Source organism: Paenibacillus qinlingensis (assembly GCF_031455095.1).
Classification (GTDB): domain Bacteria; phylum Bacillota; class Bacilli; order Paenibacillales; family NBRC-103111; genus Paenibacillus_E; species Paenibacillus_E qinlingensis_A.
The window spans coordinates 248,350-263,798 of sequence record NZ_JAVDSB010000006.1; the positions used below are offsets into that span (position 1 = coordinate 248,350).

Below are 15,449 nucleotides of genomic sequence, written 5' to 3' on the forward strand. Positions count from 1 at the left end.
GCGGGGTCTTTTCTATTTATTTTAGGACAAATTAGGGAAGTATAGCCAGATGCACATATAACTCAAAAAGCACAGCAAAAAGACGAATCAACGCTAATGCAGCATCAATTCGTCCTTATCTGGTTTATCCAGTTCCGTGTACACACGGAAGTGGTCTTGATCATCAATCGTTGCGAGCATGACATGCTCAAGTTGAACATGTGCAGCCATCATCTGTGCTTCCAACCAAGCCAGATCTTTGCCGTGCTGCGCGAGCAGCTTGGTATCATAGGCACCCTGGATAATCAGTGGCTTCACGAGGGAAAAAGGATCACTCGAGATTGCCATATCTTTGGCCGTCACCGTTTGATGCTGGGGTTCAAGGAAGACAGAGACCATGCCGCCAGGCTCCCACAGAGCCAGCGCAACCTTCTCAATATCCTCAACTTGTTGTTTGCGGAGCTCTGAGAAGAGGTGGTTGACGGAGATTTTGGCTTTGCGCAGGCCATCTAAACGTAATTGTCCGTGCTCAATAAGCGTCAATGGCGATGGCTCAAAGAGATGCTTGAGGAAGTTCCATTTTAGGCTCAGCCATGAGGTTAGGAGATAGAGCACCACGATCGCAACGGTCGTGATCATGGAGCCATATAATCCTAAGTGCTCATCAGAGAGCGGATGTGCCATGATATTACCTAGGATGAGAGCGATGACGAAGTCGAGAAACCGCAGCTGGGAGATGGAGCGTTGGCCTAAGGCTTTGGCTGTGATAAGCAGGAAAAAGTAGCCTACAATGGCTCGTAATATCCATTGCAGGGTGGTTAGTGATTCTTGACTGCGAAAAAAGTCCAAGGTCGTCACACTCCGAACATAAGGTAAATGCTCCCTATAACGTACCCTTATATGGAATCAGCTATCCGCTACGCGCCGCCAGCCAGTCCGACCTGCTCTTCGCTCCAAGACCAGAGTTGACGAGCTAACGCATCGTCCTTCGCTCTGACAGACACAGGCGCAATCTTCCGCCTGTAGTAGTACTCGCCGCTGACTGCCCGTACGTCCGGGCTCGTGGCCAAGTACACCGCCGTATCCGCGCCCTGCGCCGGCGTCAAGAAAAACGGCCGCAGCATCGCATGCACGGCCTTCCCAAATCCGGTGTCGCGATCGACACCGATGTTCGTGCCCACGGCTCCAGGATGGAGCGAGTTGGCCGTGGCGGTAGTAGAGGCGAGCCGCTTCGCGAGCTCGCGGGTGAACAGGATATTCGCCAGCTTCGACTGGGCGTATCCGTTCCAGATCCTGAACCCTCGCTGCAGGTGAGGGTTCGCCCAATCGATGCGCCCGATTTTGTGGGCGCCGGAAGAGACATTGACGATCCGCCCCTGCGGGGCGCGGATCATGGCTTCCAGCAGAAGCTGGGTCAGCAGAAAGTGGCCGAGATGGTTGACACCCATCATGGCCTCGAAGCCATCTGCTGTGGTCTGCCGTTTCACGGTGACAACGCCTGCGTTATTCACAAGCACGTCGAGCACGTCGTGCTTAGCCAGAAACGCTGCCGCGAAGGCGCGAATGCTCGCCAGCGAAGCGAGGTCGCACAGCATCAGCTCGATGTGCGCGGATCCGCTTTGACTGCGTGCTTCTGCGAGCGCCTGCTCGCCTCTCTGCTTGCTGCGGCAGAGCATAATAACGTTAGCGCCAAGCTTGGCCAAGGCCACTGTCGTGGCCAGGCCCATACCCGAGTTGGCTCCGGTGATGAGTACCGTTTTATTTTGCAACAGGGATCGCCTCCTTTTTATTCCAGTATAGCCCATGAGAGGAATCCCCGCATGGATTCCTTCTGGCCAAGCCGAGAAGCTAAATTCCTGAATTGTGTTAAACTAGTGAGATAAGAAACGTAACCTTAGAAGTGAGGTGCATGAAGAAATGGAAGCGAAAAAAGCAGCAGCAGAGCTAGCTATCATGGATGTCCATGATGGGATGATTGTTGGTTTGGGGACGGGCTCAACAGCCTATTGGGCTATTCAAGGTCTTGGACTTCGCGTGCAAAACGGTTTGAACATTCAGGCGGTTGCCACCTCCGTAGCCTCTGAGAATTTGGCCAAGGAGCTCGGCATCCCGCTTATTCCTTTTGCAGATATCACAGAAATTGATATTACCATTGATGGGGCAGACGAAGTTGACGCTGATTGGCACTTAACCAAAGGCGGGGGAGGCGCACTGCTGCGGGAGAAGATTGTTGCTTTTTCAAGTAAGAAGCTGATCGTGGTCGTTGATGAAAGCAAAGTCGTTGAGCGACTGGGCACCTTTCCTCTTCCTGTAGAAATTGTCCAATTTGGTTATGAACTGACGATTCGAAATCTCCAAGCACTAGGCTGCGAGCCCCAAGTCAGAATGGCTGACAATCAGCCCTATGTAACAGACAATGGAAACTACATCATCGATTGCTATTTTGGCAGTATTCCTAATCCTGCGGAGCTTCATCAGGCCATGAACAGCATTCCAGGTGTTGTGGAGAATGGGCTATTTGTCGGGATGGCAAGTCAGGTAATTGTCGGGTATCGGGATGGTTCCGTGAAGAGGTTGGTTGGTGAATAACAGTCCGCATGAAAAAAGAGTTGTCCCATCAGTCCGTAAGAGGACTTAGTGAGGCAACTCTTTCTGTTTAAACGACGACTTTTATACCAACGGCTCCATACCCATGCCAATCCAGCTTTCCCGTGTAGGTCCATAAATGTCCGGTACGAGCAGTCCAGCTTGACGCATAAGCACAATCATTTCACCGCGATGGTGAATCTCGTGCGAGATGAGGACGCGTAACGTCAGCCCGTTAGGCCATTGATCACCGTACATGTCGCTAGTTTCAGTCAGCTTCTCGTCGGTCCATTGCGAACGAATAGCTGCGATGGCAGCGGCCGATGAGGTGCGGTAGGTGTCAGCGATGGTTTTCGCAGATGCAGGGGCAATCTCTTCCCCTTCTGGAGCGTCGAATGTCAGCCCTGTGCGAGATAGCATTTCGTGGATGGTCGTCGCGATATGCCAAGCAATTTGTCCAAGCGAACGAAGTTCAGGCGTGATTTTCTGAGCAAGTGAAGCATCTGTTAGAACATCAAAAACACGTTGTGTGCCTTGTGCTTCTCGGCTGTATTCGATGGCGAAATCTTCAATCATTTTGATCATGGGGGTTGTCCTCCTCAAAGTGTTTACTTCTAATTGTCAGTATAGACAAGCTTTGCTGACAACAGCATGTCAGTGATTCGAATAGAGGGCAACAATTTTTTCTGCCATCTCTTTGACAGCTGCTGCGATATGCAAAGGTTCGAGAATACGTAAGCTGGGTCCATAGCCGAGCAACGTGGTATAAAGCCATGGTTCATCGGGCTGCGTCGCTTTGACCAGCAGCGTACCGTCGGTTTGGAGGGTCACTTGCTCAGGCTGGAAGTAGTCTTCGATCTTTGCCCTGATATTCGGCTGTGCATGCAGTACGAGCGTAATAAGGGTGGCGGGGTCTCTATTGCTCCAACGATAATTAAGTGTCTCTAAAGTTTTTTGTTTGCGATCGAAGGTTTGGGAAAGCAGTTCAATGGTTTGTATTCGGGATAATCGGAATACACGGAAATCCTCACGGAGCAAGCAATAGCCGTACAAATACCAGCCGAAACCTTTCACGACGATCCCCATCGGCTCAATGGTTCGCTCGGACAATTCGCTTTGCGAAGAGAGGTAGGAAAAGGTGACGAGCCTTGTCTCCTTAATTGCTGTGCGCAGAACGGTCATATGCTCCATATCTTGATGGCTGCTTTGCCAGGGATTCATGTCGAGGATGAGCTGGTTGCCTAGTTGCGCTGCGGCGGGTTGTTCGGATTTGGCAACTAACGCACCAACCTTATCTAGCAAATTGCTGATTTCCTGGTCGCCTACCGAAGCGCGTATCCCTTTGAGGCCGATGATGATCGATTGCAGCTCTTCCAAGGACAGGAACTGACGGTCGAGTCGATATTGGTCCATAATTTCATAACCACCATTAAGTCCTGCATAGGAAACAACGGGAATACCAGCTTGGTTAATGGCTTCCACATCCCGATAAATGGTGCGCAGGGACACTTCGAAACGTTCGGAAAGTTCCTTGGCACTTATGCGTCGACGATTGAGCAGCAGCATGGTGATGGCGAGTAAACGATCTATTTTCAAAAGGAGCACCTCATTGATTCTGGTCGTATTCTTCTAATTATTCGATTGTGATCGTAGAAATCCTTTGTATCCAATGGAGAAGGTAAAACTGAATACCTAGGGAATTAGTGTAGCATGAATCGTAGAAAGGTGGCGGTGGTTTGTGACGCGTATATCGGAAGAGTTAATGGCAAATGCGGATATTCAAACGCTTCAACTTGCATTGGAACGGCGGGAGATCAGCTCCGTTGACCTAGTTCATTACTATCGTAGTCGAATCGAGGCCTATAACGGCAAGATAAATGCGGTGTTGGAGCTAAATCCAGATGCAATAGAGATTGCAAAAGCCTTAGATAGAGAACGTGTGGAAGGTGGGAGCCGAGGTCCTCTTCATGGTATTCCGATCCTGCTCAAAGACAATATTCAAACGGCAGATCGCATGCACACCAGCGCAGGTTCAATTTGTTTGGCTGAACATGTGGCAACAGAAGATGCTTATATCTCTGCAAAGCTGCGTGAAGCTGGTGGGGTGCTGCTTGGCAAAGCGAATATGACAGAATGGGCGAATTTCATGGCGGTTGCCATGCCTTCGGGCTATAGCTCACGAGGCGGGCAAGTGGTGAATCCTTATGGACCGGGCATATTTGAGGTTGGCGGATCCAGCTCGGGGTCAGGTGCGGCAGTTGCGGCGGGCTTTGCAGTGGCAGCGATTGGCACAGAGACGTCAGGATCTATCGTCAATCCAGCAGGACATAACAGTCTTGTTGGCTTGAAGCCAACGGTGGGCTTATTAAGCCGTACGGGCATTATACCGCTTTCTAGCAGTCAAGATACGCCGGGTCCGATGACACGAACAGTGAGCGATGCGGCTATTTTGCTAGGTGCGATGACAGGTGTGGATGGTTCGGATGCTCATAGCCTTGCTAGTGATGGGCAGGGGCATCGTGATTATACACCATTTCTCGAACGCCGAGGTCTCCATCAAGCTAGAATTGGGATTCCACGTTGGTATTATGGGCAGTTGGATGAGGAAGAACGGCAAATTGCTGAGCAGGCTATTCAGGTTTTGCGTGAGGAGGGCGCGATTGTGATCGATGACGTGGCGCTTCCTTGCCAAGATGCTGTCTGGAACTATGATGTGCTGCTCTATGAATTTAAAAGAGACCTAAACGCCTATCTCGGGAAACTAGACCCCGCTAAGACGTCAGTCCACTCGTTGCAGGAGGTCATTGCCTTCAACGAAGCACATGCGGATAAGGCGTTGGTCTACGGACAGGATACATTGATTTGGTCCGAAGATGCCAAGGGAACGCTAACGGAAGAGGCGTATCTGACGAGTCTTCAGACATATAGAGAGCTTACCCGGCAGCAAGGCATTGACCATGCCCTCCAAACGTATCAGCTCGATGCGTTGTTCTTCCCCAAAGATGAGGGCGAGGATCTTGCCGCCAGGGCAGGCTATCCGCTGCTGATCGTTCCTGCTGGCTACACAAGCAAAGGGCCTATGGGTGTTATGTTTGCAGCCGGAGCTTTCAGTGAGCCCATGCTGATTAAGCTGGCGTATGCTTTCGAGCAGGCCACGCAGTGCCGCAAACCGCCTCTATTGTAATGATTTCCCGCATACCTTTTGGAAAAATTTGAAATAATAAACCGAATTCAATTCCATGATGGGAAGTGCGAACAATGTCTCGGTTTAGAAAATGTTTTATGATTCTGCTGCGCACAGCAGCAATGAGTATGGTCTTGTGCAGTGCTTTGAGCCTCAGCCAGTCGGTGGAAGCTGCAGTGGTACCACCGCCATCAACACAGCTTACACCTCCTCAGAGTGGCCAGGGCCAGCTGATCCAAACCCGAGAGATCGATGTCACTGGCGATGGCCAATTCGATGTCGTCTCCCTTGTCGGTCTGAAATCGGATGGGAACAGTCCCTACTATGACAAGCTATTTATCTCCGTCGTCGGACAGGGTCAGGCGCAGGTTGTGATTCCGCTAGAAGGCGGGTATAACCCGAGGATGGATTTTTGTGATTTTATCCACGACAAGCTGCCTCAGATCTATGTTACTTCTGATACAGGCGGCAGCGGTGGTTTCACTTCCAATTACATCTATTCGCTCAAAAATAACGTACCCACTGCGATTCCGATGCCGGAGCCTCTCCGTGTCAAAGCGACCTTTAAGAATAACTATAAGGTGAAGATGAAGATTGAGGAGACCGGCAAATCCTTCACCCTCGACATTGCAGACCGGAAGCAAGCTTATGAGCAATTTGGCATTTACAATCAAGGGAAGCTGGTGAAGCCGCTTATTGTGAATGTGGATGCGTACAGCTTGCTGAAGCCTATCGATACGGATCGGGATGGCATCTGTGAGTTGAAGGGCGTTCAACGCATCACCGGTATCGCCAATGCCGATACACTCGGTTATGTCACTTCGATATGGAGATGGCACAAGGGCCAGTGGAAGCTGAAAGAAGCAGCCGTGGTTCAAACCTTGAGTACGAGCATGATGCGCATGCCGAATCCGGTAGACGAAGATTAAACGATGCGTCCAAAAAGACCGCTTATACTCGGAGGGATCTCCAAGTACGAGCGGTCTTTATACATGGTGCAGTGGTTGTCGTACGGCCTATGCCCAGTTTCCATTGCGGAATAGTGGCTCACGGGTACCGTCTGCATGAACACCGTCAATCGCCATATCCTTGGATCCAATCATGAAGTCCACATGGATTAAACTCTTGTTATAGCCATTTTGTTCGAGTTCCTCGGGGCTCATGGCTGTCCCACCCTCAATGGTGAACGGGTAGGAATTGCCGAGCGCGACGTGACACGACGCATTTTCGTCAAACAGCGTGTTGTAGTAGATGAGGCCTGATTGTGAAATCGGTGAATCATAAGGCACGAGGGCGACCTCGCCCAAATAACGTGCACCTTCATCCATGTTCAACATGTTGTTGAGCACTTCTTGGCCGACTTCGGCAGTCGCTTCGACGACGCGGCCATCCTTAAAGGTGAGGCTGAAGCCATCGATCAACGAGCCTTGGTAGCTTAGCGGCAGCGTGCTGCGAACGGTACCGTTCGTTCCGCCACGTGCTGGCATCGTGAAGACTTCTTCCGTTGGGATGTTCGGCACGAAGAAAATGCCTCTCTCGGATTCGCTGCCTGCGGCAACCCATTGATGCTTCGCTGCTAGCTCTATGTACAAGTCTGTACCTGGTGCTTGGAAATGCAGCTGCTTAAACTTCTTGATGTTGAGCAGGTTCATCTTCGCCGTCAACGTTCCGATATGTTCTTTCCAAGCAGCAACCGGATCGGCTTTATCGACACGTGTCAGTGTAAAAATCTGCTCCCACAGTTTCGTCACACGTTCGGATTCGCCTAGATTCGGGAATACTTTGGCGGACCATTCAGCCGTCGGGTAGGAAACCAATAACCAGTTGACTTTGTTGCTGCGCGTATAGGAAAGATAGCCTTCACGCGCTGTAGCTGCAGCCTTGCTGGACATGGCAACACGTTCAGGTGGAATATCTTTTAACAAATCGGAGTTAGGTGCGTAAATCGACAAGAAGGCGGCGCCATCCTTCGCCATCTCTTCCAGGCCTTTCGCGCGCCACATTGGATATGTACGCAGGGTATCGTCGGGTGCATTTTTCAAGCGTAAAGCTTTCACTTCATCGTCATCCCAATCGACGACTACATCTTTGGCCCCTGCCTCATAGGCTTTCTTAGCAAGCTTACGAACGAAATCCGCGCAAGCTATCGGCGTTGAGATCACGACCGTTTGATCCTTTTGTACATTTAATCCGACACGAATTGCAAGCTCTGCGTATTGATCTAAGTAATGCTCGAATGATTCCATCTTCTTGTCTCCTTTATATTTGAGTACCATTTAGTGTATGATAGAAAATAAAACTTTAACCCGTGGGAGAAAGGCTGGGCACATATGGAAACGAAAAACGCTGAAGCTAACGTAAGCGCAATAGCAAATTTCATTAAGAACATTGTAAACGAAGATTTGAAATCAGGCAAAGTCAGTCAGGTCGTGACCCGATTTCCCCCGGAGCCGAACGGTTACCTTCATATAGGACATGCAAAGGCGATATGCACGAACTTTGAAATCGCGGATGATTTCAATGGGTTGACGAACCTTCGATTTGATGACACGAATCCGGTCAAAGAAGATGTTGAATATGTGGAGTCCATTAAACAAGACGTAGAATGGCTTGGCTTTAAATGGGACGGGCTTTTCTTTGCATCGGACTATTTTGAAGAGATGTATAGCCGAGCATTAGTCTTGATTCGCAAAGGATTAGCTTATGTAGATGACCAATCTGCGGATGAAATTCGTGAAACGCGTGGAACACTGACGCAAGGAGGAACGAACAGTCCTTATCGTGAACGTACGATCGAGGAGAACTTGTCCCTATTTGAGCGTATGCGTGGGGGTGAATTCAAAGATGGTGAGCGCGTGCTGCGTGCCAAAATTGATATGTCATCGCCCAATATTAATCTAAGAGACCCTGTCATCTACCGTATTCTCCATGCACATCACCATAATACAGGAGATAAGTGGTGCATCTATCCGATGTACACGTATGCTCATCCGCTTGAAGATTCTATTGAAGGTGTCACACACTCTCTTTGCTCTAGCGAGTTTGAAGATCAACGTCCTTTCTATGACTGGGTTATTCGTGAGTGCGAGATGCCGAATATATCAAGACAATATGAATTCGCCCGTATTAGTCTAAAGAATACTGTTACGAGCAAGAGGAAATTGAAACAACTCGTGGACGAGCAAGTCGTAGATGGTTGGGACGATCCACGTATGCCGACGATTTCGGGTCTGCGCCGTAGAGGCTTGACGGCAGAATCGATCCGTAATTTTGTTCGTGAGCTAGGGGTATCAAAAGGTGGCGGAGGCAGCGTTGTGGACACAGCAATGCTCGATCACTTCGTCCGCGAGGATTTGAAGCTGAAGGCGCTGCGTACGATGGGCGTGTTGAACCCGCTGAAAGTCATCATCACCAACTATCCGGAGGATGGCGTGGAGATGCTCGAAGCGGAGAACAACTCCGAGAACCCGGAAATGGGCAATCGTATGATTCCGTTCTCGCGCGAGATCTACATCGAGCAAGATGACTTCATGGAAAATCCGCCGGCGAAGTATTTCCGGTTATTTCCCGGCAATGAAGTGCGTTTGAAAAACGCCTACTTCATCAAGTGCAACGACTTCATCAAGGATGCCGACGGCAACGTAGTTGAGTTGCATTGCACCTATGATGTCGAGACCAAGAGCGGCAGCGGCTTCACTGGCCGTAAAGTCAAAGGCACCATCCACTGGGTGGACGCTAAAAGCGCTGTACCAGCGGAGTTCCGCTTGTATGAGCCGTTGATTTTGGACGATGAGGAAGGCGAGGAAGAGGCTTCTTTCTTAGACAAGGTCAATCCGAACTCCATGCAAATCGTGCATGGTTTCGTGGAAGACAACATGAAGGGTGCGAACCCACATGACAAGTTCCAGTTCTTCCGCCACGGTTACTTTAACGTGGATCCGAAGTACACAACACCGGATCATCTGGTGTTTAACTTGATCGTATCGTTGAAAAGCTCGTTTGTTGTGTAACGAATGGATATAGATAAGTGAGTGAGTGAGACCCTAGCGGATGCTGGGGTCTTTCTGTTGTGCTGGTTTTGATAGGGTTGGTTAATTTGTGGTGAGGTGGTGCGCTAGTGGGATGGTAAGATGGCGTGCGGATGAGCTGAGGAGCTGAAAGCCTGCGAATGTGCAGGCTTTTCGGGCGATTTGGGGTGGAAATAGCAAATGCCTGCAAAAGTGCAGGCATTTGGAGAGAAACGCAGCTGGATCGGCGTAATCGTGGGAAAAAGATGTATTTTTGCAGGAATTGCGGTTAAGTAGGGGATAGATGAGGAAAAGGATGTAGATTCGCAGGTTTTTCGTCAGAATGTTCGTCAGTCAGTCTAGTCTAGTGAATGGAACTGGCGTGCGAGGGAACTACTGGAAACGCGAGAATGCAAAAAAAGACCATCCCACAGCATCTTCATGCTTCTGGGATAGCCCTTTTTCGCTATTAATTAGCCAATAATCGCATAGGCAGATACGCGAGCTGGAACTGTGCGTGTACGGAAGAGAACACCAAACCGGTCAAAAACACGGATAACGATCGTACGATTCGTTGGTGTGAAGATGTTATTGAAGACGGCTGTTCCAAAGCTATCGAATCGAACTGTACCTAGAAAGACACCGCCCAATGTGCGTGCTTGGCAGGTAAAGCCTGTCGTATTGAAAGGGACGCCTGCGTTGTTAACCCAAAGGACGGTAAATCTAGTCAATCTTTGTGTTGGTTTGATATTGGCAGGAATACGCTGAACAGCTTTACCTTGACCTCTATCTACGCTGCTAGGGAGAAGAAGTTTGTTTTTCATTGATTTCACCTCCTCATACTGTCTGATTTTAGTAGATGCAAAAAGAGAGTTGCCCGTTAGGAAATCTCCCTACATTCGTAAAAAATGTGTGAAGTGCTCTAAAAAATAAATAATTTGTTCACATTTATGCCGTAAAATAAAGGGGATGAGCTGTACAAAAGGAGTGTGCGCACCTGTGACAATGGTATTAGTCGTGGATGATGACTTGAATATATGTAAAATAACGAAGCTGTATCTGGAGAAGAGCGGTTACGAGGTGGTAACCGCGAACGACGGTGAGCAGGCGCTCGTGAGATTCAAAGAACTGCAGCCTGACTTCATCGTGTTGGACATTATGCTGCCGAAGCGCGATGGTTGGTCTGTCTGTCAGACAATCCGCGCTCAGAGTGATGTGCCGATTCTTATGCTTACCGCAAGAGGCCACGTGGATGAGCGCGTCGAGGGTCTGCAGATGGGGGCCGACGACTATTTGGTGAAGCCCTTTGACCCGAACGAACTGGTCGCACGGGTAACCTCGATTCTGCGCCGCACCGTGCTGCGCACGCAAGTGATGCCAGCCGCGCATATCTATGAGATCGGCAGTCTACGCGTGGACAGCTTGGGGCATGAGGTGACGGTTGAGGGGCAGGTAGTCTCGCTACCGAAGAAAGAGTACGAACTGCTGCTTTTTTTCATGAGGAATCCGAATCAGGTGTTCACTCGCGAGGATCTGATCGCTAAGATCTGGGGATGGGATTTCGAGGGGGAAGATCGTGTCGTTGATCTATACATTAAACGGTTGAGACAGAAGCTCTCAGCACTGACGGAGCGGAAAGAGGACTGGAGCATTCGAACCGTATGGGGAGTTGGCTACAAGTTCGAGGGCCCAGGCGCATGCTGAATTCCTTTTATAGCAAGCTATTATTTATTTATATTTCCATCACGGTCGTATCCATTCTGGCGATTTCAGGCACGATTGGTTACTCGATGAAACAAAAGACGTATGAGCGGAGTGAAAAGCTTCTTCTGGAGAAGGTGGAGCAAGTGGAAGAGCTGGCAAAGGATCTGTTCGACAATGCGACGGCACAGAAGGATTTCCGTAAGCAAATTAGCGCGATCGAGAAAACATCCAATGTGCGTGTCTCCGTTATCAAGCATCCGAAAGCCACCTTGGATAAAATCCAAGCTGTGGGTGAAGTGCCAGCACGACTGGGTTGGGTGGAGAAGGTGCTCTCCGGTAATCCAGTAACGGTGAAAAGTACATTTACTTCGAATAGTAAGGTGAAAATGCTCATTGTCGGACGTCCTGTTATACAGGACAGCCGTGTGGTTGGGGCGATTTTCCTGTATACGCCGATTGTGAACATTCAAGGAACGATCGATGAGATTAACCGGGCTATCTATGCTTCTGCGCTCGTAGTTGCCCTATTGGCGATTGCTATTTTGTATTTTGTTTCACGGCACTTTGTGAAGCCGATTCAGCAGATGAGCAAAACCGCGGAGGCGTTGGCTCTAGGTGATTTCAATGGCCGGGTGCCGGTACGTGGAAAAGACGAAATTGCCTCGCTATCAGGTTCCTTAAACCGTATGGCTGGTAAGCTGCAAAAGGTTGAAGAAAGCCGTAAACGGTTTCTCTCCGAGATTTCTCATGAATTGCGGACACCGCTGACGACGATTCGAGCTTCGCTGCAGGGCATTACAGATGGCGTGGTGGAGCCAGAGGATGCGAAGGAGTTCATCGATATCTCCCTCCAGGAGACACTTCGACTGAGTCATCTGGTAGATGATCTGCTGGAACTTTCTTCTTTTGAGGAGAAGCAGGTGAAGTTGAATCTGCAAGCCGTGGATCTTCCTGAACTGATTGGACTTGTCGTGATGCAGTTGAAGATGAAAGCAAAGGGCAAAGGGATCGAACTCAGCACCGATGTGGAGGGGCCGTATACCGTACAAGCTGATGCTGACCGGCTAAGGCAGGTGTTCATTAATTTATTAGACAATGCGATCAACCATATTCCAGAGGGCTCGCAGGCGGGTATGCGGGTGAAAGCCATTAGACATGAGCGTTGGATAGAGGTCTGGGATCAAGGGCAAGGCATTGCCCCAGAGAAGCTTCCGTATCTATTTGATCGATTCTACAAAGCAGACGAGAGCCGCAATCGCTCTGGCGCGGGGTTAGGCTTGACGATTTGTAAACATATTATCGAGGCGCACGGCGGTTCGATTCGCGTGGAGTCACAGTTGGGAGCTGGGACGGTTTTCAAAATCTTTTTGCCTAACCTAGCGGATAAAGCTCCTCGCATGACAAACTTATGACATAACTATCGGATAAGATTAGTTTCGTAAGGTAAATAACCCAACAATTAAGGAGTGATTCCACATGTTGAAGAAGCTAGCAGGAATAGTTATGGTAGGCGCGATTGTATGTTCCATTCCGGTGGCGGCTTTCGCCGAGCAAGGACAAGGAGATGCAGCAGCGTCTTCGGCAAGTAAATTTCATCCGATTCAGCAACTTCTACAAGACAAAGCGAAAGCTTTTGGCATATCGACGGATGGCAAAACGAACAAGGATATTAAGACGGAGCTGAAAACTGCAGCCACAGCTAATCACACGGAGAAGTTGAATGCAGCTGCTGCCAAATTAGGGATTAGCACAGATGGGAAGTCGGCGGAACAACTTAAAACAGAAATTAAAGCGGCTGTCGGCGTAAAGCTTCAGGCGAAAGCAACAAAGCTCGGCGTGAGCGCAGATGGCAAAACGAATAAAGAGCTGAAAACAGCCTTGAAAGCTTCCGCACTGACGAAGCTGCAAGCGAAAGCAACTGAAGCGGGCATCGCCACGGATGGCAAGACAGCGAAAGAAATCCACGCAGCTTTGAAAGCGGCCAAAGAGGCTAAGAAAGCAGCGAAAGATGCGAAAATATCGGAGGCTTTGAACAAAAGAGCAGCTAAACTAGGTATTGCCACGAACGGTAAAACAACGGAGCAAGTTTACGGGGAGCTTGAGAGTGCGCTTCAAGCGAAGTGGGCCAAGAAAGCAGCGAAGTAGATAGCTTAAGAAACATATAGCTTAATGCGGCACCTATTCCGATTTTTTCGGAGGTTGCCGCATTTTTCTGTTTCTTGGAATGCCATCTGCTCGGCGTGCTCGCCGTCGAAACAAAAAAAGAGATTTTTCGTCTATGTAAATAAAGGAGGAATGATGATGATCAAACCTTTTAAATGTGGTGTACTCATGCTATTGGTGGTCTTGTGTTTAATCAACTTGAATGGTTGCAGTAATCAAAAAGTCCAGAGTAATAATAGTAAAGATAGTGTCGCCGGAGATACGTTGTATGTACCTGAAGGATATCAAAAAAAATTAGAGTCACTACAATTAACGGAAGTAGTTGCTATGCCTTATTTTAAAAGCCCTTTTATTTCTGTAGCTCAAGATAGCAATGGAACCCAGTTTGCTGTGATATTTCGTGAATCTGGAGAAATTGTTCATGAACAACTCCCAGTAAAATATATTGAAATTATAAAAATAATTGAAAGCAAAGGGTATAATATTAAGTCTTCTGTTAATTACAAGAACCTACATTTATTCCAGATTAATGGAAATATTGTTTGGAGCTATGCAGATGGTAATAAAAAATTATATGTAGACAAAGAGGGTCGGGAAACTGAACCATTTATCAATAAATAATGAAAGAACCTTATCAAGTCATTTTGGAATTCTCTCATATATAAGCGTCATGCTTGATATGCTACAATGATGACATTGGCAAATGTTAGGTGGATACCTGTAAGGAGGTCGCCATGCTCTTCTTCTCAAAATTCCTATTGCGTCTGATTCGATGGAATAATCTCTTTATTTTTGGAGTAGCAGTTGTGTTCATTGCAGGCAGCTCCTTGCTAGCTTATGAATTAGAACCGAGTACCTTCAAGACCCGTTTTAACGGCTTGTGGTGGGTCATGACGACGGTTACCACTGTCGGCTATGGTGACTTTTATCCCCATACGGTCGCAGGTAAATGCTTAGGGATCGTCGTGTACATCTTCGGTATTGGGCTTATTTCCATAACGATTAGCAAAGTCGTGGATGCCTTATTTGTGTATCAGCGCATGAAGGAGGAAGGGAAATTGAAGTTTGCAGGGGTGAACCATTTTGTCATTATTGATTGGAGTCAGCATGCAGAGAATGCCATTAACGAAATTCTGAACTCAGACCCCCTTGTGGAGATTGTACTTATAGATACACTGGAAAAATCGCCAATTCAGCATGATCGCGTGCATTATGTGCTAGGTAACCCTCAGCTCGTGGCAACACTCGACATGGCGAATACTTCTAAGGCAAGAGCGGTCTTCATCTTTGCAGATGAGGTGACACAGCTCCAGAACACGATTCGAGATCCGGCCTTCGTCGATGGCAAAACACTCTTGGTCGCCACGACTGTCGAACGCAACTATAACCATGTGTACACGATTGTGGAAATCCGCGATAAGCAAAATCTACCCAATTTTCAGCATATTCGCATTGATGAATTCATCTTCGGGAGTGAGACGATATCCCAACTCGCGGTACGTTCAGCATTCAACCCTGGCAGCTCCAAGATTCTTACACAGCTGTTGACGCGTACGCCAGAGGGGGAGGATCTCTATGAGATTCCGACACAGGCCAAGTGGGTGACGTTCCACGATGCGTTTCAGGATTTGCTGCAAAAGGGTGCCACACTCATCTCAGATGGTGAACATCTGAATATTAACAAAAGGCTTCATGAGCAGATTCCGGAGGGAGCAAGGCTGTTCGTCATTTGTGATAAGGAAACGTACGGACGATTGACTGTTAAATAGAGAAAGAGCCAGGAGGCCGGTCGATAAACCTAACCTCTTGGCTCTTTTTTTGCATGC

At 48.6% G+C, this 15,449-nt stretch carries 15 protein-coding genes; 9 read left to right on the forward strand and 6 right to left on the reverse strand.

From position 1 onward, the window contains the following. Positions 1 to 93: 93 nt before the first annotated feature. Together J2736_RS18510 and J2736_RS18515 are read right to left on the reverse strand one after the other, a co-directional pair. A complete protein-coding gene (locus J2736_RS18510) occupies positions 94 to 828 on the reverse strand; it encodes a DUF421 domain-containing protein (protein WP_310500064.1) in 735 nt (244 codons plus the stop codon). Between the two features lie 68 nt (positions 829 to 896). Further along, positions 897 to 1,748 (reverse strand): SDR family oxidoreductase, encoded by an 852-nt coding sequence (locus J2736_RS18515; protein ID WP_397341035.1) that lies wholly within the window; start codon positions 1,746 to 1,748, stop codon positions 897 to 899. A 148-nt stretch (positions 1,749 to 1,896) separates the two neighbouring features. Here J2736_RS18515 and rpiA point away from each other — a divergent pair, with 148 nt between their 5' ends. Then, on the forward strand, positions 1,897 to 2,568 hold the full coding sequence (rpiA, locus tag J2736_RS18520) for a ribose-5-phosphate isomerase RpiA (RefSeq protein ID WP_310500066.1): 672 nt from the start codon (positions 1,897 to 1,899) through the stop codon (positions 2,566 to 2,568). Positions 2,569 to 2,649: 81 nt separating this feature from the next. On the opposite strand, the gene J2736_RS18525 is transcribed toward rpiA, so the two are convergent. Together J2736_RS18525 and J2736_RS18530 are read right to left on the reverse strand one after the other, a co-directional pair. Beyond that, complete coding sequence (locus J2736_RS18525) at positions 2,650 to 3,150, reverse strand: DinB family protein (protein WP_310500067.1); 501 nt, start codon at positions 3,148 to 3,150, stop codon at positions 2,650 to 2,652. 69 nt (positions 3,151 to 3,219) lie between these two features. Beyond that, positions 3,220 to 4,161: a helix-turn-helix transcriptional regulator gene (locus J2736_RS18530; RefSeq protein ID WP_310500068.1), complete on the reverse strand. Its 942-nt coding sequence runs from the start codon at positions 4,159 to 4,161 to the stop codon at positions 3,220 to 3,222. 142 nt (positions 4,162 to 4,303) lie between these two features. Between J2736_RS18530 and J2736_RS18535 the strand changes: the two genes are divergently transcribed. Then, positions 4,304 to 5,749, forward strand: a complete 1,446-nt coding sequence (locus J2736_RS18535; protein WP_397341038.1) for an amidase family protein — start codon at positions 4,304 to 4,306, stop codon at positions 5,747 to 5,749. 74 nt (positions 5,750 to 5,823) lie between these two features. Next, complete coding sequence (locus J2736_RS18540) at positions 5,824 to 6,678, forward strand: hypothetical protein (RefSeq protein WP_310500069.1); 855 nt, start codon at positions 5,824 to 5,826, stop codon at positions 6,676 to 6,678. An 87-nt stretch (positions 6,679 to 6,765) separates the two neighbouring features. On the opposite strand, the gene J2736_RS18545 is transcribed toward J2736_RS18540, so the two are convergent. Then, the gene (locus tag J2736_RS18545; protein ID WP_310500070.1) at positions 6,766 to 7,995 is read right to left on the reverse strand and encodes an aminopeptidase; all 1,230 of its coding nucleotides are present in this window, start codon (positions 7,993 to 7,995) and stop codon (positions 6,766 to 6,768) included. Between the two features lie 84 nt (positions 7,996 to 8,079). On the opposite strand from J2736_RS18545, the gene J2736_RS18550 reads away from it, so the two are divergent. Next, the gene (locus tag J2736_RS18550; protein WP_310500071.1) at positions 8,080 to 9,759 is read left to right on the forward strand and encodes a glutamine--tRNA ligase/YqeY domain fusion protein; all 1,680 of its coding nucleotides are present in this window, start codon (positions 8,080 to 8,082) and stop codon (positions 9,757 to 9,759) included. Positions 9,760 to 10,229: 470 nt separating this feature from the next. On the opposite strand, the gene J2736_RS18555 is transcribed toward J2736_RS18550, so the two are convergent. Next, the gene (locus J2736_RS18555) at positions 10,230 to 10,580 is read right to left on the reverse strand and encodes a hypothetical protein (RefSeq protein ID WP_310500072.1); all 351 of its coding nucleotides are present in this window, start codon (positions 10,578 to 10,580) and stop codon (positions 10,230 to 10,232) included. Between the two features lie 181 nt (positions 10,581 to 10,761). On the opposite strand from J2736_RS18555, the gene J2736_RS18560 reads away from it, so the two are divergent. The 5 genes from J2736_RS18560 to J2736_RS18580 all read left to right on the forward strand — a co-directional run bounded on the left by J2736_RS18560 (position 10,762) and on the right by J2736_RS18580 (position 15,392). Next, positions 10,762 to 11,460, forward strand: coding sequence for a response regulator transcription factor (locus J2736_RS18560; RefSeq protein WP_310500109.1), 699 nt, complete (start codon positions 10,762 to 10,764; stop codon positions 11,458 to 11,460). Further along, on the forward strand, positions 11,454 to 12,872 hold the full coding sequence (locus tag J2736_RS18565) for a sensor histidine kinase (RefSeq protein WP_310500073.1): 1,419 nt from the start codon (positions 11,454 to 11,456) through the stop codon (positions 12,870 to 12,872). The genes J2736_RS18560 and J2736_RS18565 overlap by 7 nt, the downstream gene beginning before the upstream one ends. Positions 12,873 to 12,936: 64 nt before the next feature. Further along, entirely contained in the window at positions 12,937 to 13,605 is a 669-nt protein-coding gene (locus J2736_RS18570) for a hypothetical protein (protein ID WP_310500074.1), read from the forward strand. A 150-nt stretch (positions 13,606 to 13,755) separates the two neighbouring features. After that, positions 13,756 to 14,244, forward strand: coding sequence for a hypothetical protein (locus tag J2736_RS18575; protein WP_310500075.1), 489 nt, complete (start codon positions 13,756 to 13,758; stop codon positions 14,242 to 14,244). 113 nt (positions 14,245 to 14,357) lie between these two features. Continuing rightward, entirely contained in the window at positions 14,358 to 15,392 is a 1,035-nt protein-coding gene (locus tag J2736_RS18580; protein ID WP_310500076.1) for a potassium channel family protein, read from the forward strand. The last annotated feature ends 57 nt before the right edge of the window (positions 15,393 to 15,449 follow it).